18 protein-coding genes are annotated in these 18,349 nt (G+C 66.6%); 15 read left to right on the top strand and 3 right to left on the bottom strand.

From position 1 onward, the window contains the following. The first annotated feature begins 8 nt into the window (after window positions 1-8). The 5 genes from H283_RS0119680 (at window position 9) to H283_RS0119660 (ending at window position 4,329) form a co-directional block, all read left to right on the top strand. Window positions 9-995, top strand: a complete 987-nt coding sequence (locus tag H283_RS0119680; RefSeq protein ID WP_255324766.1) for an NAD(P)-dependent oxidoreductase — start codon at window positions 9-11, stop codon at window positions 993-995. A gap of 1 nt (window position 996) precedes the next feature. Further along, the gene (locus H283_RS0119675; protein ID WP_020145244.1) at window positions 997-1,809 is read left to right on the top strand and encodes a transketolase; all 813 of its coding nucleotides are present in this window, start codon (window positions 997-999) and stop codon (window positions 1,807-1,809) included. Continuing rightward, window positions 1,806-2,690, top strand: a complete 885-nt coding sequence (locus H283_RS0119670; protein ID WP_020145243.1) for a transketolase family protein — start codon at window positions 1,806-1,808, stop codon at window positions 2,688-2,690. Before H283_RS0119675 ends, H283_RS0119670 begins: the two co-directional genes overlap by 4 nt. Window positions 2,691-2,926: 236 nt before the next feature. Then, entirely contained in the window at window positions 2,927-3,415 is a 489-nt protein-coding gene (locus tag H283_RS0119665; protein WP_020145242.1) for a GtrA family protein, read from the top strand. Next, entirely contained in the window at window positions 3,412-4,329 is a 918-nt protein-coding gene (locus H283_RS0119660) for a glycosyltransferase family 2 protein (protein ID WP_020145241.1), read from the top strand. Before H283_RS0119665 ends, H283_RS0119660 begins: the two co-directional genes overlap by 4 nt. A gap of 14 nt (window positions 4,330-4,343) precedes the next feature. Here H283_RS0119660 and H283_RS26910 read toward each other — a convergent pair whose 3' ends face one another. Continuing rightward, a complete protein-coding gene (locus H283_RS26910; RefSeq protein WP_020145240.1) occupies window positions 4,344-5,636 on the bottom strand; it encodes a hypothetical protein in 1,293 nt (430 codons plus the stop codon). 276 nt (window positions 5,637-5,912) lie between these two features. Here H283_RS26910 and H283_RS0119650 point away from each other — a divergent pair, with 276 nt between their 5' ends. Next, window positions 5,913-7,040, top strand: a complete 1,128-nt coding sequence (locus H283_RS0119650; protein WP_196806026.1) for an acyltransferase — start codon at window positions 5,913-5,915, stop codon at window positions 7,038-7,040. Here H283_RS0119650 and H283_RS0119645 read toward each other — a convergent pair. Together H283_RS0119645 and H283_RS25820 are read right to left on the bottom strand one after the other, a co-directional pair. Then, window positions 7,037-8,284 (bottom strand): hypothetical protein, encoded by a 1,248-nt coding sequence (locus H283_RS0119645; protein WP_156023322.1) that lies wholly within the window; start codon window positions 8,282-8,284, stop codon window positions 7,037-7,039. The genes H283_RS0119650 and H283_RS0119645 overlap by 4 nt on opposite strands. A 143-nt stretch (window positions 8,285-8,427) precedes the next feature. Beyond that, window positions 8,428-9,540 carry a glycosyltransferase 87 family protein gene (locus H283_RS25820; RefSeq protein WP_020145237.1) on the bottom strand — a complete coding sequence of 371 codons (1,113 nt, stop codon included), beginning with the start codon at window positions 9,538-9,540 and terminating at the stop codon, window positions 8,428-8,430. 303 nt (window positions 9,541-9,843) lie between these two features. On the opposite strand from H283_RS25820, the gene H283_RS0119635 reads away from it, so the two are divergent. The 9 genes from H283_RS0119635 (at window position 9,844) to H283_RS0119590 (ending at window position 18,349) form a co-directional block, all read left to right on the top strand. After that, window positions 9,844-10,014: a Flp family type IVb pilin gene (locus H283_RS0119635; RefSeq protein WP_020145236.1), complete on the top strand. Its 171-nt coding sequence runs from the start codon at window positions 9,844-9,846 to the stop codon at window positions 10,012-10,014. Between the two features lie 123 nt (window positions 10,015-10,137). Continuing rightward, window positions 10,138-10,308 carry a Flp family type IVb pilin gene (locus tag H283_RS0119630; protein ID WP_020145235.1) on the top strand — a complete coding sequence of 57 codons (171 nt, stop codon included), beginning with the start codon at window positions 10,138-10,140 and terminating at the stop codon, window positions 10,306-10,308. 70 nt (window positions 10,309-10,378) lie between these two features. Next, entirely contained in the window at window positions 10,379-10,771 is a 393-nt protein-coding gene (locus H283_RS26905; protein WP_156023320.1) for a TadE/TadG family type IV pilus assembly protein, read from the top strand. Next, the gene (locus H283_RS27885; RefSeq protein WP_156023319.1) at window positions 10,759-12,033 is read left to right on the top strand and encodes a pilus assembly protein TadG-related protein; all 1,275 of its coding nucleotides are present in this window, start codon (window positions 10,759-10,761) and stop codon (window positions 12,031-12,033) included. The genes H283_RS26905 and H283_RS27885 overlap by 13 nt, the downstream gene beginning before the upstream one ends. Before the next feature lie 45 nt (window positions 12,034-12,078). After that, window positions 12,079-12,876: a Flp pilus assembly protein CpaB gene (locus H283_RS0119610; RefSeq protein WP_020145231.1), complete on the top strand. Its 798-nt coding sequence runs from the start codon at window positions 12,079-12,081 to the stop codon at window positions 12,874-12,876. Further along, entirely contained in the window at window positions 12,873-14,045 is a 1,173-nt protein-coding gene (locus tag H283_RS0119605) for an AAA family ATPase (protein WP_020145230.1), read from the top strand. The genes H283_RS0119610 and H283_RS0119605 overlap by 4 nt, the downstream gene beginning before the upstream one ends. Continuing rightward, window positions 14,042-15,439, top strand: a complete 1,398-nt coding sequence (locus tag H283_RS0119600) for a CpaF family protein (protein WP_020145229.1) — start codon at window positions 14,042-14,044, stop codon at window positions 15,437-15,439. The genes H283_RS0119605 and H283_RS0119600 overlap by 4 nt, the downstream gene beginning before the upstream one ends. Window positions 15,440-15,468: 29 nt before the next feature. Beyond that, entirely contained in the window at window positions 15,469-17,427 is a 1,959-nt protein-coding gene (locus H283_RS0119595; RefSeq protein WP_231372328.1) for a type II secretion system F family protein, read from the top strand. Between the two features lies 1 nt (window position 17,428). After that, window positions 17,429-18,349, top strand: coding sequence for a type II secretion system F family protein (locus H283_RS0119590; RefSeq protein ID WP_020145227.1), 921 nt, complete (start codon window positions 17,429-17,431; stop codon window positions 18,347-18,349).

Here is an 18,349-nt window from a genome sequence, read left to right as displayed (position 1 = left end):
GTGCCCTGGTGGGTGACCACGCGTGGCATCGCCTTGACGGTGCTCGCGTCCTCATCACCGGGGGAACTGGCTTCGTGGGCAAGTGGCTGCTGGCAACCGCCCTCCACGCCACTCGATCACTGGAGGTCGCCACCGAGCTGGTCCTTCTCAGCCGAGATCCAAGGGCGTTCGCTCGTGCCAACCCCGAACTCGCGTCTGGGCTCACGCTGTTGCCCGGTGATGTCCGCGACTTCGAACCGGCCCCCGGTGAGTTCACGCACGTTGTCCACGCCGCCACGGATGTCGTTGCCACCCATGAGCCCATGGAGACCTTCGACGTGACCGTCCGCGGCACGCAGCGCGTCCTCGAGGTCGCCCTCGCACGTGGCGCCCGCGACGTTCTTCTCGTCAGCTCGGGTGCGGTGTACGGCCCTCAGCCCACGACGATGCCGACGATTTCGGAGTCGTACCTCGGTGCTCCGCCGGTTGTGGCACCCGGGTCGGCCTACGGTGAGGGCAAGCGCGTCGCCGAGTGGCTGACGCACTTGGCTGCCGCAGACGGGCTGCAAGCGCGTGTGGCCCGATGCTTCGCCTTCGTCGGACCTCATCTGGCGCTTGACCAGCACTTCGCGATCGGCAACTTCATCGCGGACGCGATGGCCGGCCGCCCGATCGAGGTCAGGGGTGACGGCACCGACCAACGCTCCTACCTCCACGCCGCGGACATGGCGGGGTGGCTGTGGGCGATGCTGCTTCGCAGCGCCGCAGGGACGACGTACAACGTCGGCGGCCCGGAGGCCGTGTCCTTGGCTGATCTGGCGCATCGGGTGAACTCGGTCCTGGGCTCGGACGCCGGCGTTGTGGTGGGCCGCCGGCCAGACCGGGGGACACCGGGCACGCGATACGTGCCCGACGTCTCGGCGATTCGGCGGGACCTTGGGCTGCCTGAGCCGATTCCGGTCGATGAGGCCATTGCCCGAACGGCGGCTTGGCACAGAGGAAGGGCTGGGTCCTGACATGACGCTGGCTACCGAGAAGTTGGCGCGTCGGGTTCGTGTCGACGCTCTGAAGATGGTCCATCGGGCCCGAGCCGCGCACATCGGCAGCGCGCTGTCCATCGCGGACATGCTGGCCGTGTTGTATGGCGCGGTGCTGCGCTTCGACCCAGCCGCCCCAGAGTGGCCGGAGCGAGATCGGTTCATCCTCAGCAAGGGTCACGCCTGCGTCGGGGTGTACGCCGTTCTGGCGGCGGAGAACTTCATCCCCGCTGATGCCCTGCTGACCTACGGTCAGGACCGGTCAATTCTCATGAATCACATCAGCCATCATGTCCCGGGCGTCGAGTTCTCCACGGGGTCCCTCGGCCACGGGCTGCCGTTCGGCGTCGGCAAGGCGCTTGCCGCAAAGCGTCGGGGAGATGTATGGCGAACGTTCGTACTGACCAGTGACGGTGAATGGGACGAAGGCAGCAACTGGGAGGCGATCATGTTTGCGAGTCACCATGCGCTGGACAACCTTGTCGTCCTCATTGACGCCAACAACCTTCAAAGCCTCACCACGGTTGAGGACACGCTGCGCCTGGAACCCCTTGCCGACAAGTTCCGCGCCTTCGGCTGCGAAGTCTTCGAGCTCGACGGACACGACCACGTCGCCCTGACGAGTGCTCTGTCATCGGCGCCGTGGCAGCTCGGGCGGCCGAGCGTCGTCATCGCCCGCACCGTCAAGGGCCGCGGGGTCAGCTTCATGGAGAATCAGGTGAAGTTCCACTACAGCCCTCCTGACGACGAGCAGCTCGCCGCTGCCCTGGCCGAACTTCGTGAGCCCTCATGAGGAACGCCTTCATCGACGAGCTCGTTCACCTGGCCGAGGTGCACGAGCAGATCGCCTTGGTCGTAGGGGACCTCGGGTACAGCGTGGTCGAGCCGTTCGCCGAGCGATTCCCCGAACGATTTCTCAACGCGGGAGTGGCCGAACAGAACATGACTGGGGTCGCGGCCGGTATGGCATCGGAGGGCTTTCATGTCTTCACCTACTCGATCGCGAACTTTCCGACGTTTCGATGTGCTGAGCAAGTGCGCAATGACGTGGCCTATCACCGGCTACCCGTCACGATCGTGGCCGTCGGGGGCGGCTTGGCCTACGGGTCGCTCGGCTACTCACATCACGCGGTGCAGGACTACGGCCTCATTCGGGGCATGCCAAACATGACCATCGCTGCGCCTGGCGACCCCCTGGAGGTGCGCGGAGTGATGCGCCACCTCGTGTCCCAGCCGGGCCCGTCGTACTTGCGGCTCGGCAAGGCAGGCGAACCAACGTTCCACGCAGACGTGCCGGTCGCTCTCCCCGGTCGTTGGCTCGAGGTACGCCGCGGGGATGAGCAAGGTGAAGCAATCGTCACGACGGGTGCAGCGCTCCAATACGCCGTCCGTCGCTGGCAGGAGGCCACGTTCCCGCGACCGTGGGTCTTCTCCATGCCGCTCTGGGGCATGGCCGCCAAGTCGCTGCAACCTGAACAGGCTTCACGCTTTGAGGTGATCCGCACCATGGAGGATCACTTGGTCGACGGCGGCTTCGGCTCATGGATGCTCGAAGCCTTGAATGCGAACCGAGATTTTTTGGGTCGAATCGAGGTTGAGGCGCTCGACCCCGTCGTCTGCGACACCGTGGGCAGCCAGGTGATGCTCGATGAACTGGGCGGACTCCGTCCATAGCCCGAAGCCAGGCCGCGACGGGAGGCAGGCCTCGTGGGGTGATGGCTCGGAGTGGGCGGAGCGGCCCGGGCCGACCCAGATGATGCACCTCGAGTCGCGACCGAGCACCCATGCCACGGGGCGGCGCCCGAATTGAGCCCAACTTCGCGATTCTGCGGACGCGGCGTGTATCGCAAGGCATGCTGGGCGGCGGTGGACGCCGACTAGGGGAGCGTCGCCGGCTCTGGGGAGGGCTCATGACGGCACAGGCGGACAGCGGGCTCGAGGCCCTCGTCGTACAGCCTGCTGCACTACGCCCGATCGACCGGCTCCTCGGTCTCGGCCGCCGTGTCCTTGCCGACAAGCGTGTGAAGTTCGTCCTCACCGGCGCACTCAACACCGCCTTCGGCTTCGGGTGCTTCGTCGCCTACCAGTACCTCGTCGGCGTGCGGTTCGGCTACATGTGGACGCTCGTCCTCTCGCACATCACGACGGTGCTCTTCGCCTTCGTGACGCACCGGCGCCTCGTGTTCCAGGTCTCCGGCTCGGTGATGCGCGACCTCTGGCGCTTCGAGTCGGTCTACCTCGTGGCTCTCGGGATCAATGCCGTCCTGTTGCCTCTCGCTGTCGAGTTGGCAGGGCTCCCGGTGCTCGTCGCCCAGGCCGGCATCACGGCGCTCAACGCGTTCGTCAGCTGGATGGGTCACAGCCGTTTCAGCTTCCACCGGAAGGCGGTGGCAGCGTGATCTCGCGCCAGCACCAGCCCCTGGTCTCCGTGGTCGTTCCGACCTACAACAACGCCGCGTTCGTCCGCGAGACGATGCTCTCGATCCTGGGCCAGACGTTCACCGACTTCGAGCTCATCGTCAGCGACCACTCGAGCACCGATGGCACGTGGGAGGTATTGCAGCCATTTGCCGCGGACCCGAGAGTCACACTCCTTCGACTCGAGCGCACCGGGAGGCCCGAAGACAACTGGGAGCACGCCACGCGAGCAACGTCGGGGCGCTATCTGAAGCTCGTGTGTGGTGATGACGTCATCTCTCCCACCTGTCTCGAGCGCCAGGTCGAAGCTATGCGGGCCAATCCGACCGCGGTGATGGTGGCCTCGCGACGCGACGTCGTGACGGCCACCGGTGACGTCGTGCTCAGTTCCTGGGGGTTGCCCAACCTCGTCGGCCGAGTCGAGGGGGCTCGCGCCATCCGCCAAGCGGTCCGATCCGGGACGAACCCTTTTGGAGAGCCTGCTTGTGTCCTCCTTGATCGTGAGAGCGTGACGCGTGCCGGCGGCTGGGACGGCTCGTTCTCGTATGTCCTTGACCAGCACACCTACGCCCGGGTCCTCACGCAGGGCGACTTCTTCGGGATTGCGGACGCTTTGGCCACATTCCGCTTGAGCGACAGCCAGTGGAGCCACGCCCTGGCCAAGAGCCAGTACCGGCAGGTCGTCGACTTTCACAAGTCCCTAGCGCAGGAGCACCCCGGCCTGCTGAGCCAAGGGGACCTAATGCGTGGGCGAGCGCGCGCCAAGGCACTGGCCTACGCGCGCCGCTTGGCATACTTCTCGCTGGCCCGGAAGCTGAAGACGCCGCTGACGCCGATCGAGATCGCCAGCCCGGCTCCCGTCGCGCTTCAGCCGGCAAGGTCCATCGTCAAGTAGACGAGCGGCAGGCCCTATGGCACCTGCACGAGCTCAGGCGAGATGGTTACGCAGTAGCGGATGTACCACCACTGCATCGCGAGACTGACGGCTGCAACCACGCAGGCCACGAGAACCCGCGGACGTGCGCTGCGCTCGCCTCGAAAGGGCGCAACGAGTGGCCAAAGTACAGGGAGGGCGAGCAAATAGTAGCGGACATTGCTCCAGTTCCAGTCTGTGACCGCCAGAAGGTAGGCGACGTACATGCCCGTCCAGAGGGCCAGGAGCGGCTCCTTCTGCCCTTTGGTCAGGAACCATATGAGAAGTGCCGCCCACGCGATGGCGATGACTGAGGCGCCGATCTGACCACCGGCGACATCGCTGTTACGCGCGATGAAGCGGACGACCGGGATCACCGTCAGCTCAGGATTCCACGCCTTCTGGGTGAGGACATACGTATTCCACCGACCCGTGACCACCCCTGCAGTGACGAACCACGCGAATGCAAGCAGACCTGCCCAGGTCGCGAGTAACACCAGGGCGACGGCGTCCTTTCGCCGGATCCGTCCACGTCGCCACATCAGGGCCCCATAGAGCAAGAGAGCTGGCGCCAGTGGTGCGGTCACGCCTCGGGTGAACGCCAGCAACAGCAACACAATTGCGGCGAGGACATATCGCCGAGCGAGGACTGACCATAGAGAAATCAGGAGCAGCAGCAGCGCCAGGCCTTCGGCGTAAGCCATTTGAAATACCGGTGCGCAGACGAAGGTGGTCATGCCCAAAACCGCCAGAGTGCCCCCGAGGTGTCCGTACCTAGGTTGCACTACTCGGTAAAGGACCAGCATGGCCGCGGCGCCGCACGTGAGCGACACCAAGGTCGCCGACACCGGGAAGTCAAGGCGCGTCACAAACATCACGCCGCGCACGAGGTAGGGGTAGAGCGGGAAGAAGGCCCAGGGGTTCTGCTCGACGTTGCCGTTCGCGTCCGTCGGCAGCACGGACGGATAGCCGTGGGCGGCGATCTCCCAGTACCACTGGCCGTCCCAACGTGTCACCGAGGTCAGGTAACCGGGCGGCGCCGTGCCGGCGAAGGTGCCAAAGTGCTTGTGTCCGGAGCCGACGAACTCTTCGAGGGTGATCGAGGATCGGCCGGCGACCACGATCATGACGGCGTTCAGGGCCCGGGTGACGAGATAGATCGCGAGCGGCCAGAGCCACCAGCGGCCTGTCAGGGCAATCGAGCCCGCCGCCGACGACGACGCATCAGGAAGGTCGCGAGTCGCGATTCCGGCACCTAGAGCCTGGTCGTCGACCTGCTGTCGTGCCATCTGGTGCGTCCCCATTCGTGGCCTGGTCTGCGCCGGGAGCTGCGCGGGCCGGCGGCGTCACGATATCGCGACGAATTGGACGGGGTCGCAGATTGGGCGATTGCCCCGGCAGTCGCGGCGGCTTGACGTGGCATCGTGGCGATGTCGGACGAATCGGACCTTTCGGAAATGCCCGCCGTCGCGTGGTGCTCCGGCCCTAAGGTCAGCCTCGGGGAGGCGGCCGAATCATCGGCTCAGCCGGGGTGGTGCGGGCTCTGTCCGCGGAGTGGGGGGCTCGTGAACGGTGCGCCGAGCGCACACCTGCGCTCGCTGACAAGCCTGCGGTTTGCAGCGGCGATCCTCGTCGTCGTCTTCCATCTGTCCCTGGTCGCGCCCGGCCTCGGTGGTATCGGCCGGTTGGCCGCGGCGGGCTATGTGGGCGTCACGTTCTTCTTCGTGCTCAGCGGCTTCGTCCTGACCTACTCGTGGGACATCGACGCCACCACCTCCCGCTTCTATCGGCGCCGGTTCGCCCGGATCTATCCCGTGCACCTGCTCTTCATCGCGCTCGCGATCGTGCCTTGGGGCGCGGCACCGAACTGGGGCACTCTCCCGACGAATCTCCTTCTTTTGCAAGCCTGGTCGCCAGATGACGCCGTGGTCCGGTCCTTCTCGGGTGTTTCGTGGTCGCTGTCGTGCGAGCTCTTCTTCTATGCCGTGTTTCCGTTGCTCGTCCGGGTGATGTGGCGCTGGGTACGGCGTCCCCTGGTGGTCGGCGCAGCATCCATCGCGCTGGCACTCGCCATCGGTGTCGGGATGCAGCGGCATGACCCGGAATGGGGTACATGGCTCTTCCACCTGCCCGCGTTCCGGATGGTTGAGTTCGTCGCGGGATCGTTGGCGGCCATGGCCATGACACGCGGTTGGGTGCCGCGCCTGCGGGTGCGGTGGGCCGGCGTGTTCGTCGTCGTCTCCTACCTCAGCGTGCTCGTCCTTCCCGTCGCCATCGGCTACCGATTCGAGGACCGGTGGGCGTTGTCACTCGCAATGGTTCCGAGCCTCGTCATGCTCATCGCCGTGAACGCCCACGTCGACCTCGTCGGTGCACCGTCTCCGCTACAGAGTCGGACGCTGGTGAGTCTCGGTCAGTGGTCCTTCTGCATCTACATGGCTCATCCGCTGGTCCTAGGGCTCACCGAGCCGCTCCTCGGAGCTGCCGGCGTCTTCGGCTCCCTGCTGGGCTGCACGTTGGTGGTGCTCACCGTCGTGGGCGTCTCATTCGTGCTCCATGTCGTCGTAGAGCGGCCACTCGAGCGAAGGCTGCGTGGCGCAAGCGACCTCCGGACCTCAGGTGCCACCGAGAAGGACGAGGCCGAGGAGGTCGTGCCGGTGGTCAATGGGTCATCCGCTATCGCGACGAACTAGTCACGCCGAAACAGGACGTACACGCCGACGACCTGCTTCGCGGTGTATCCACTGACCAATGCCGCCTGTGCGGGCGGAGTGCCTGGCTGCGCCACGACGACGTCGGCTTGGGTCAGCGCTCGCGCGCCAGCTGTCGCGTCGCCGTCCATGAAGGCGAGGTATGCCGTCTGGTCGGCGTGGTCGAACGCGTCCAACGGGTTGCTGACCCACACCGTCGCGCCGGCGGCAGCCATCGACTCAGCGAGCGGCTCGGCGACGAGCACGACCTGCCCGCGCGTTGCGTCGGCGAGCCGCGTTGCCACCGTGTCGGCGTCCCGGAAGGTCGGGGCCCGTACCGCGAGCAGACCGCCCACGACGATGACACACGCGGCAGAGATCGCCAACGGCACCAGCCGGGATGCGCGCGCCGAAGACGCAGGAGCAGGTCCTGGGGGGAGCCTCAGTGCCAGGGCTGCCGGGACGCACAGGAAGAGCAGCAACCAGACGCCGTGACGTGCGGCCACGACCGACGCCATCCCGAGACCCAGCGCCGCGGCGTACTCCCAGACCGGCTGCCTTCGGCGAAAAGTCATGTAGGCCAAGCAGATAGATGCCACCAGCAGCAGCAGGTCGAAGGGGCTGGTCAGGCTGAGTCGGCTCCACATGCCGGAGTCGTCATTCGTGGCGGCTCCACCGAAGACACCGAGGTAGTAATGAGGCGCTCGAAGGAGGCCCGGGTTGAGGCAGGTCGCCGCGAGTGATGCGAGCCCCACGCCGACGGCCGTCCACGGATCTGAGCGCAGTCGGGAGAAGACCAGGTAGCACCCGAGTACCGCGACGCCGACGAGCACGGCGCCGTGGAGGTTGCCCCACAACGCCATGAGCGGGACTGCCACCCAGATCAACTGCGACGGATGATCGTGCTCGCGCCGCAACAACACGAGGAGTGCAGCAAAAGGCACCAGGGACAACAGCTGGGCCCGCGCGATGAGCAGCGGCGCGGCTCCGCCGACCAGAACGAGCACGAGGACGGACACGACACCGAACACCCGTGCGCCGCGACGCTGAGCGGACGAAACCAGGATCGACAGGGTCAAGGCGACCGCCACGACCTGAGCCGCGACGATGCCGACGCTGCCTCCGAGGTGCAGGACGGAGAAGAGCACCTGGCCAAGAGCGGTGGTGTTGACCCACTGGTCGGACGGCGCAGCCGCGAACGGAACACCTTGGGGAATCCGATGATCGGCGCGAATCGTGTCCCCCAAGGCACTCAGCCACAAGGCGTCGGATCCGACGACTGAGAGCCACGCAACGACGCACGCGACAGCGCCAAGGGCAAGGAGGACGGGGACAGGGAGCGTGCCCACCCTGTCTGAGCTGGAAGGGCGGTTGGTTGTCTCGGACGGAGTCACAGCGCGACGGCCCCGTCAGATCGAGGTCGCCGATGGCGGGTCAGGGGGGCAGTGATGGCGGTCGCGAGGAGCACGACTGCCACGCCGAGATAGGCGTAGCCCAAGAGCAGCTCTGCGGCCGTCAGCGGTCCGGACTCCGGCACGGCCCACATCGGGGCGACGTAGAACACCAGCGCGATGAACGCTGCGGCGACGAGGCGATGCGAGTGGACGAGGGCCACGAGGGTCGGAACTACCCAGACCCAGTGATGGGTCCACGAGATGGGCGATAGCAGCAGTGTTGCACCGGCCAGACTGAGCGCCATGTCGCCCCAGCAGTCGCGACGTCCTTGGAGCACGGCGGCGGAGAAGGCCAGCGTGGCGGCCGCCGCGATCGCGACCCACAGGACCCAATCCGGTGCTCCGGGTGCGACGCGCGACACGAACGACCTCACGGACTGGTTCACGGGGGAGAAGGCCAGCTCGCCGAATCGATCGAACTTGTCGAAGCCACCCAACCAGTAGCTGGACGAAGAGCCTGACGCCGCAGCCCAGCCCACGACTACCGTTGCCGCGCCGGTGCCCATGGCGAGACCCGTGGCACGCCAGTCGCGGCGCAGGGCGAAGTAGAGGATGAAGACTGCTGGCGTGAGCTTGATCCCTGCGGCGAGCCCGATCAGGACGCCGCGGAAGCGTGCTGGGACGAGGAAGAGATCCGCCAGAACGAGCCCCATGAGGATGACGCCGATCTGCCCGAGCACCAGAGTTCGGACGACGGGTTCGAGAGCAAGGCCGGCGGTGCCGAGCAGGAGAATCGTGCCCCAGCGCGCGTCGAGGGCCCTCCGGATGGCGACGAGGCTCAGGACATAGGCGATGAGCGTCGCTGCGGTGAAGGCCACCTTCGACGCCGACAGTCCGATGATGGCGAGCGGGACGAACGCGACGGCCGCGAACGGCGGGTAGTTGAAGGCGAGGACCCCCGGCCTGGGAGCGTAGATGTCCACACCGTCGAGGACGGAGAGGCCGCCGTGGTAGAAGTCCGTCAGATCGACGAAATTCCATGTGACAGAAGCACTCCAGCGGAGATAGACGGCTGAGATGACGAACATCCAGCCGATCACGACGCCCATGCCGGGAGCTCGGTGCAGCTCTCGGTCGGGTTTGGTCAAGGTGTCGTGAGCAGGCATCCATCTCCTTCGTCTTCGTCGCCGGAACACGTGTTTTCGCGGTCCACGAGCACTGTCTCGCTTCGGTGCCGGTACAGCCGGCCGGTCGGTCCAACGGTGCCATCTGCGCCTGTCCGAAAGGCGCAGATTGGGAAGGTGTTGTGAAGTTCAAGCATTTTCAAGACACGCTGTCGGCGCCCGCCTACTCTTCCGATCAGCGGGGGGCACATTCGGGTGGCCCTGCATCACTGGGAGGAACCCTTCACCATGACCAAGATTGCTGCCAAGGTCCAGACGCTGCTCAACAAGGAGCGCGGTGCGACCGCCGTCGAGTACGGCCTGATGGTTGCCCTGATCGCTGTCGTGATCATCGCCGCCGTCTCGCTGCTCGGCAACAACCTCTCGACGACGTTCAACAACGTCGCCGCCAAGGTCTGAGCATCGACCACGGGTGCGAAGCCGGGGGTACGGCTTCGCACCCGTGACTCGCTCGTGGAGGGGTCCTACGAGCTCTGACTTCACACAGTTCGGGCGTAGTGCCTTTTCACCAGGGAGAGTTTCATGACCAAGCTTGCTGCCAAGATCCAGAGCCGACTCGCTGCCGAGCGCGGTGCGACCGCCGTCGAGTACGGCCTCATGGTCGCCCTGATCGCTGTCGTGATCATCGCCGCCGTCTCGTTGCTCGGCAATAACCTGTCGACGACGTTCAACAACGTCGCCGCGCAGATCTGACTTTTTCGTACGACGTCCGTGCCGGGGGGCAATGGACGAAACTGCACAACTTTGGGGAGGGCGATCCGGCATGGCCAGAACTGAACGCGGCGCATCAGCCGTGGAGTTCGCGATCGTCCTCCCTGTGCTGTTCCTCATCATCGCCGGGATCGTCGATTTCGGCCGGGCGTACTTCTACCAGATCCAGCTGGCGAACGCCGCTCGAGAGGGCGTGCGCGCTGCCGTGGTAGGCACGCTGACGACCACTCAGATCGAAGACCGGGCCAAGGCCGCCGTCGGCGGCATCCCCGTGGCGGATCTCAGCTTTCCCGGGATGGTCACGTGTGGCACCACCAACGCTTCGGTGACCGCGCAGGCAAGCTTCCAGTGGCTGGTCATGGGGCCGGCTATCAAAATCATGGGCGGCACCTGGGGCGCAGGCAACGTCCTCTCCTCGACGGCGGTGATGAAATGCGGCGGCTGATCAGGATTTGGGCCGGACGACGGGATCGGGGCGCCACCGCGGTGGTGGCTGCTCTTGTTGTCACGTTCATCGCGCTGCCGGCTCTGGCCCTGAGCGCGGACATCGGCAACATCATGTTCGAGCGTCGCCAGCTTCAGAACGGGTCAGACGCGACATCCATGGCACTCGCCCAGATGTGTGCCAACGACGCCACGACGTGCAACGCGACGACGAGTGCCACCTCGTTGAACACGCTCGCCAGCGCTAATGCGATTGACAATGCCTCGCAGCTGAACACGGCGATCGGGACGAACGGCCAGTGCGCGAGGCCCCCGACAGGTGTCTCGTTCACCGGCATGCCCGCGTGCGCCTCGTCCTCGGCCACTTCAGCCCAACAGACGGCTGCACTGAACAATCTGGGTCTCTGTCCTCCACTGAGCGACTACTACGTCTCCGGAGCAGGTAAGGATCTGGGCTACGTCGAGACCTACGTCCAGACGAAGTCGGGTGCCTCTGATAACACGCTCCTGCCGGGCATCTTCTCCCAGGCCGTCACCGGCGGAACCCGGGACACCGCCTGTTCCCGGGCCGCGTGGGGTCCGGGTGGCCCGTCTTCCCTCACGGTTCTGCCCCTGGCGATGTCGGAGTGCGACTGGGCGACTCAGGTTGGATATCCCGGTGCAACCAACTATCCATCCGGCCCGTCCGGCACGTGGCCCGGCTACTCCAACTCGGACGCGCGACCGGACTGGCCGACGAGCGAGAACGCGATCTACTCCAAGGGCAACGACACGACGTGCGAGACGTCCAGCCCGGGAGGCACAGCTCCGGGTGGTTTCGCGTGGCTCGACGGAATGATCACTTCGTGCACCGGTGTCGTCAGCGACACCACGTGGATCCATGGCGATACAGGCGCCGACGGCTGCGACACCTCGGTGTTCAACCCGCTGCGAGGCACCGTCATCTACGTTCCGGTCTTCGACTGCAGGGCGGCCAGCAATCTGGGTCGTGAGCCCATCTCGACAGATCCGTGCAATGCCGGAAGCGGCAGCAACACGTGGTATCACATCTCCGGTTTCGCAGCCTTCTACCTCAGCGGCTGGCGCCTGACGAAGGGCGACCAGACCAGCATCAGACCCCCGAACCCACTCTGCGGCACGAGCAATTCGCAGCGCTGCCTGTCCGGGTGGTTCCTCAAGGACCTGATTCCCGCCGGCGACTTCGTCCCGTCGACTCCGACCAACCCGAACTACGGCATCACCATCGTGAAGCCGGCTGGCTGACACCAGACGCAGCACCATGAACTTCTTCTCTGGGGGGATCTCCGCATGAACCGTCGCATTCTTGCCATCGTCGTGGCGCTGGCCCTCGCCATCGGTGGAGGTGCGCTCGTCATCATGTACGCGCGCAACGCAGACGCCCGGGCCATCGCCGAATCCTCGCCAGCGCCGGTCTGGGTGGCTCAGCAACCGATTCCCGCTGGCACGACCCTCAAGGACGCACAGCGCACGGGTCTCATCGCCCAGACGTCGGTCAGCGCCAAGGCGGTCCCGATCGGCGCGCTCCAGGAGATCAACGCCGACAACAATGCGCTGCTCGCAACCTCTGACATCCCTGCAGGCGAGTACCTCCTGGCGGCTCGCTTCGGCACGACTCCGGCGGGCACCAAGGCCATCGAGGTCCCTACCGGAATGCTCGCAGTGTCGCTGTCTCTCACCGACCCCGCCCGCGTCGGCAAGTTCGTGACGCCGGGCTCGCACATCGCGCTCTTCCAGACGTACAAGATCAAGGACCTCAGGAACACACCAGAGGCCAAGATCCTCAACGAGAACGACGTCAGCGGCACTAGCCTCCTACTGCCCGACGTGCTGGTCATCGCCATGGGCGACGCGCCGCTGGCAGGCCAGGCCGCCGCCGCGCCGGCCGACGGCCAGCCTGCCACGGCCGCCGGGGCGAGCGGCAACTACCTCGTCACCGTCGCGGTCAAGCCTGCCGATGCGACCGTCCTCATCCACGGGATCAACCGCCGCGCCCTTTACGCAGGGCTGCGGGGTTCAGACGTCAAGCTCGACCCGTCCACCGAGGTCACCGACCTCCAGCTGCGAGATGCGGTGACCGGCCAATGACGATCCTCTGGGACTACGACCCGGCCTCGGTCGACACCTACCGCTTCGCCCTCGGTGGCGATGCGCTCCACCTCAACTCGGCGCCGCGCGTCAGCCGCGCCCTCGAGGAGGACCGCAACCAGTCGCTCGTCGTCATCGGCCCCGACATAGACCTCGACTCAGCCTGCGAGCTCGCCGAGCGCGAGCGCATCGACCGTCCGGAGCTCGGCGTCATCCTGCTCCGGCACCGCCTGGACGTGACGGCGCTCGCGCAGGCCCTGCGCAGCGGTGTCCGCGAGGTCGTCCAGGCCGACGACCAGACGGCGCTCGCCGACGCGGTTCGCCGGTCGGTGGCGCTCACGCAGCAGCTCAGCGGCCACGGGACCACGGTCGGAGGGCGTGACGGCAAGATCATCACCGTCTTCAGCGCCAAGGGCGGCGTCGGCAAGACGACGATGTCGACCAACCTCGCCGTCTATCTCGCTTCCGTCGGAGCCAAGACGCTCCTCGTCGACCTCGACCTGATGTTCGGCGACGTCGCGATCAGCCTCCAGCTACAGCCCCACGGCTCGGTTCGAGACGTCGTCGCCATGAGCGGCCACCTCGACGACCAGGGTGTGCAGTCGGTCGTCACGCGTCACGAGGAGAGCGGCCTCGACGTCATCGCGGCGCCGGCCGACCCGGCCGACGCCGACCGCGTCCCGTCGCACGTCATCATCGAGCTGCTCCGTGTGGCGCGCGGGCAGTACGACTACGTCATCGTCGACACCCCGCCCTCGTTCACCGAGCACGTGCTGGCGGCTTTCGACGTCAGCGACCTCACGGTCCTCATCGCGACGCTCGACATCCCCGCGGTCAAGAACCTCCGAATCGCGATCAACACGCTTGACACGCTCGGCGCCTCGAGGGAGGCGCGGACCATCGTGCTCAACCGTTCGGACGCCAAGGTCGGGCTCAAGCCCGACGACGTCGAGGCCGCGCTCAAGGCGCCCATCTCGGCGAACGTCCCGAACAGCCTCACGGTCCCGGCCTCGGTCAACCGCGGCGTCGCGCTCGTCCTCGACGACCCGCGCAACCCGGTGTCCCTCGCGATCCGCGACCTCGCCGATCACGAGATCCGCCGCCGGTTCGGCGAGGATCTGCAGAACGGCGCGAAGCGCAGCTTCGGACTCTTCGGGAGCAAGAGATGAGCAACCTCGCCGACCGCCTCGAGCGGGCCCGCCAGTCGACCCAGATCAACGAGCCTGCGCCGACCACGAACGGTCAGGTCCGCATCACGAACGGCGCTGCGCCCGTCCGCCGCCGCGGCGTCGACCCCTTCGCCGGCGTCAAGGAGCGCGTCCACCAGGCCCTCGTTGCCTCGCTCGGTCCGCGCCTGTACGACCCGAACCTCAGCGAGAACGAGCTCGCCTCACAGGTGCGCACCACGCTGCAGGAGGTCATCGACTCCGAGCAGACCCCGCTCTCGCACGCCGACCGCACCCGCATCGCCCAGGACGTCTCCGATGACATCCTCGGCCACGGTCCTCTCGAGCCCTACCTGCGCGACGCCGAGGTCTCCGAGATCATGGTCAACGGCGCCGAGGACATCTACATCGAGCGCGCCGGCAAGATCTATCCCGTCGACGCGCGCTTCTCCGACGAGAGCCACCTGCGTCGCACCATCGACAAGATCGTCGGTCGCGTCGGCCGTCGTGTCGACGAGTCGAGCCCCATGGTGGACGCCCGTCTGCCGGACGGCTCCCGTGTCAACGCAGTCGTGCCGCCGATCGCCCTCGACGGCTCGATGCTGACGATCCGAAAGTTCTCGGCCGACCCGTTCACCGACCGCGATCTCATCTCGTTCGGCACGATGACCGAGAACGTCCGCGACTTCCTCAGCGCCTGCGTCAAGGGCCGTCGCAACATCATCATCAGCGGCGGCACCGGCTCGGGCAAGACGACGACGCTCAACGTCATCAGCTCCTTCCTGCCGCACGACGAGCGCATCGTCACCATCGAGGACGCCGCCGAGCTCCAGCTGCAGCAGCAGCACGTGCTGCGGCTGGAGGCGCGTCCGGCCAACATCGAGGGTCGCGGCCTGGTCTCCATCCGCGAGCTCGTCAAGAACACCCTGCGTATGCGTCCCGACCGCATCATCGTCGGTGAGATCCGTGACGGCGCAGCCCTCGACATGCTGCAGGCCATGAACACCGGTCACGACGGGTCTATCACCACGGTCCACGCCAACACCCCTCGAGACAGCCTCGCCCGACTCGAGACGATGGTTCTCATGGCCGGTGTCGAGCTCCCGGTTCGAGCCATCCGCGAGCAGGTTGCTGGCGCCGTCGACCTCATCGTGCAGCAGTCGCGACTGAAGGACGGCACGCGCCGCATCGTCGCGATCTCCGAGGTCGTCGGTATGGAGTCGGACGTCATCACCCTCCAGGACATCTTCACCTTCAACTACGGCGCCGGGCGTGACGAGAACGGCCGCTTCCTCGGCGGCCTCATGCCGACGGGTATCCGCCCGAAGTTCACTTCCGACCTCGCCGACGTGGGGGTCGAGCTGCCCGTCAACCTCTTCTCACGGTCAGCGCTGTGAGCCCTTCGTCCCGTCGTCTCCTCATCGGCTTGACCGCCTTCGTGGTCGGGTTCGTGGTCCTCCCCGCCGGGATCGCGAGAGCCGACGACGTCTCCGTGGGGCTCAGCAACGTCAAAGCGACCTCGTCCGGCTCGGGCTCGACCGTCACTGGCGTCATCACGCTGCGCAGCAAGGAGGACGTGCAGCTCGACCCCAAGACACTGAAGCTGAAGGTCGACGACGAGCCGTTCCCCGCGACCGTCAAGCAGGCTGCCAAGCTCGACCGCCGCGCGATGCTCGTCATCGACACGAGCGGCTCGATGGGCGCCCGGGGGATGTCGACCGTTCGCAAGGCGTCGGCGACCTACCTCAAGACGGTGCCGGCGGACGTCAAGGTCGGGGTCGCCTCCTTCGCCAACACCGCAGGCGTCGACCTCGCGCCGACCGTGGACCGCGGTGCCGCGCAACGCGTCATCAACGGCCTCGACTCGCGCGGCGACACCAGCCTGTATGCCGCCATGCAGAGCGCCGCTGCCGCGCTGAGCGGAACCGGAGACCGCAGTATCGTCCTCCTCAGCGACGGTGCCGACACCGTGGCCGACAACAAGGCTCTCGCGCTCAAGAACGCGGTCGCGAAGCTCAAGGCCGGTGGCATCCGCGTCGACGTCGTGCGCTTCAACACGAACGACCCCGAGGCCACGAAGGCGCTGCAGGCCTTCGCGGACACGAACGGTGGCACCGTCGTGGCAGCCGACAACACGGCCGGCGTGAGTGCAGCATTCGCGGCATCCGCACAGGCGCTCAACCGCCAGGTCCAGTTCACCTCGGCGATCCCCAAGCCGCTCAACGGTCCCCACCGGTACGAGATCTCCGGCGTCGCCGGTAGCACCGTCTTCGGTTTCGCACGGGAGGTCGACTTTGTCGCGCCGGCGACCGCACCCAAGCCCTCGGGCGCGTCGACACCGCCACCCGTCGCGGCGACCGCGCCTCAGGCTGCCGGCCTGAGCCTGGGACCCGTCCCGATCACGGACCGCACTCCCTACATCGCTGGCGGACTTCTGGCCCTCGCACTCTTCGTCGTGCTCTCGACGTCGCTCATGCCCACCCTCCAGACCAAGCGCGAGCGTCGCGTCGCGTCCATCGACTCCTACGTCGTCGGTGACACCGTGACGCTCTCGCGCCAGGAGATCAAGGCAGCGCAGAGCACCATCACTGCGCAGCTGCTCGACATGGGCGACCGCGTCATGAAGGACCGCAAGTCGACGAGCAAGACGATGGCCCTCATCGAGCGCGCCGACCTGCCCTTCCGGGCCGGGGAGTGGCTCGTGCTCCGCGTAGTCGCGGTGATCGTCGCCATGGCCGTGGGGCTGGTCCTCGGCGGGCAGGCCAAGGTCATCGGGCTCATCGTCGGGGCGGTCCTCGGCGTCATCGTCATGCCGGTCGGCCTGCGCTTCGCCGCATCTCGGCGGGCTCGCAAGTTCGAGGCCCAGCTGCCCCAGATCCTCCTGCTCATCTCGACGAGCCTCCGCAGCGGCTTCGGCCTTCCGCAGGCCCTCGACGCCGTGGCCCGGGACGCCGCCGAGCCCGCTGGCAAGGAGTTCAGCCGCGCCCTCGCGGAGACCCGAATCGGCACCGACATCTCGGACGCTCTCGAGCGGGTGGCCGACCGCATGGAGAGCACCTCGATGCACTGGACCGTCATGGCGATCCGCATCCAGCGCGAGGTCGGCGGCAACCTCGCCGACACGCTCCGGACGACGGCCGGGACGCTCCGCGAGCGCGAGTCGCTCCACCGGCAGGTCGCCACCCTGTCAGCCGAAGGTCGACTCTCCGCCTACATCCTCGTCGCGCTGCCGATCTTCATCTTCATCTACATGACGAAGGTCAACTACGAGTACGTCAGCCTGCTCTGGACGACGACAGTGGGCCTCTTCATGAGCGTCGGCGGACTCATCTCGCTCGGTGTCGGCATCGTGTGGATGCGCCAAGTCGTGAACATCGAGGTGTGACGTGACCCTGAACCCTGTCTACATCGCCGCAGGACTCTGTGGCCTCGGCCTGCTCATCGCCGTCCTGAGCATGACGTTCTCCGGCGGCGAGCCGCGCGGCGTCGCCAAATCCCTCATGCTCATCGAGAACTCCGTCGACCGGCGCACTGCCGTCACCACCGACCTCGCGGCCAAGGACCGGCTCGTCGCGCCCATCCTCGAGCGGACCAAGGGCCTGGCCCGTGCGCTTTCGCCCGGTGGAGCGGACGACCGCTACACGAAGCTGCTCGACCAGGCGGGGAACCCGGCGGGCTGGACCGTCGAACGTATCCTCGGGCTCAAGGGCGCAGCCCTGCTGATCGGCGTCGTCCTCGGTGCCTTCTACGGCAAGTTCCAGCTGCCGAACGCTCTGCTCTTCGCCGTCATCGGTGGCGCCGCGCTCTTCTTCCTCCCGGACATCTTGATCAAGAATGTCGCCCTGCGTCGACAGGAGGAGACGAGCAAGAGCCTGGCCGACGCTCTCGACATGCTCAGCGTGTGCGTCGAGGCCGGACAGGGATTCGACTCGGCGCTGCTCCAGGTGGCGCGCAACGTCGAGGGCCCGATCTCCGGCGAGTTCGCCCGCGTCCTGTCCGAGATCCAGATCGGCAAGTCACGCGGCGAGGCCTTCAGCTCGATGGGCGACCGCGTCACCCTTCCCGAGGTGAAGAACTTCATCACGGCGCTCGTCCAGGCCGACCGTCTCGGTCTGCCCATCGCCGGCGTCCTCCGTGAGCAGACGGTCAACATGCGCCTCGTCCGTCGTCAGAAGGCGGAGGAGAAGGCCCAGAAGGTCACCATCAAGATCCTCTTCCCGCTCATGTTCTGCATCCTGCCGGCCCTCTTCATCGTCATCATCGGCCCCGGCGGCATCCGCATGATGCAGGCCTTCAGCGGCGGCTGA

This window comes from Terracoccus sp. 273MFTsu3.1 (assembly GCF_000383675.1).
Lineage (GTDB): Bacteria > Actinomycetota > Actinomycetes > Actinomycetales > Dermatophilaceae > Terrabacter.
The sequence above is the reverse complement of the archived record's forward strand: the minus strand, read 5'-3'. Positions and strand labels throughout refer to the sequence as shown.

Coding starts and splice junctions, on each gene's coding strand:
- H283_RS0119600 (WP_020145229.1), top strand. CDS start 14,042: ATGAGCAACCTCGCCGACCGCCTCGAGCGGGCCCGCCAGTCGACCCAG.
- H283_RS25820 (WP_020145237.1), bottom strand. CDS start 9,540: ATGGGCGTCGTGATCGGCTGGATGTTCGTCATCTCAGCCGTCTATCTC.
- H283_RS26905 (WP_156023320.1), top strand. CDS start 10,379: ATGGCCAGAACTGAACGCGGCGCATCAGCCGTGGAGTTCGCGATCGTC.
- H283_RS0119605 (WP_020145230.1), top strand. CDS start 12,873: ATGACGATCCTCTGGGACTACGACCCGGCCTCGGTCGACACCTACCGC.
- H283_RS0119610 (WP_020145231.1), top strand. CDS start 12,079: ATGAACCGTCGCATTCTTGCCATCGTCGTGGCGCTGGCCCTCGCCATC.
- H283_RS26910 (WP_020145240.1), bottom strand. CDS start 5,636: ATGGCACGACAGCAGGTCGACGACCAGGCTCTAGGTGCCGGAATCGCG.
- H283_RS0119630 (WP_020145235.1), top strand. CDS start 10,138: ATGACCAAGCTTGCTGCCAAGATCCAGAGCCGACTCGCTGCCGAGCGC.
- H283_RS27885 (WP_156023319.1), top strand. CDS start 10,759: ATGCGGCGGCTGATCAGGATTTGGGCCGGACGACGGGATCGGGGCGCC.
- H283_RS0119670 (WP_020145243.1), top strand. CDS start 1,806: ATGAGGAACGCCTTCATCGACGAGCTCGTTCACCTGGCCGAGGTGCAC.
- H283_RS0119675 (WP_020145244.1), top strand. CDS start 997: ATGACGCTGGCTACCGAGAAGTTGGCGCGTCGGGTTCGTGTCGACGCT.
- H283_RS0119635 (WP_020145236.1), top strand. CDS start 9,844: ATGACCAAGATTGCTGCCAAGGTCCAGACGCTGCTCAACAAGGAGCGC.
- H283_RS0119665 (WP_020145242.1), top strand. CDS start 2,927: ATGACGGCACAGGCGGACAGCGGGCTCGAGGCCCTCGTCGTACAGCCT.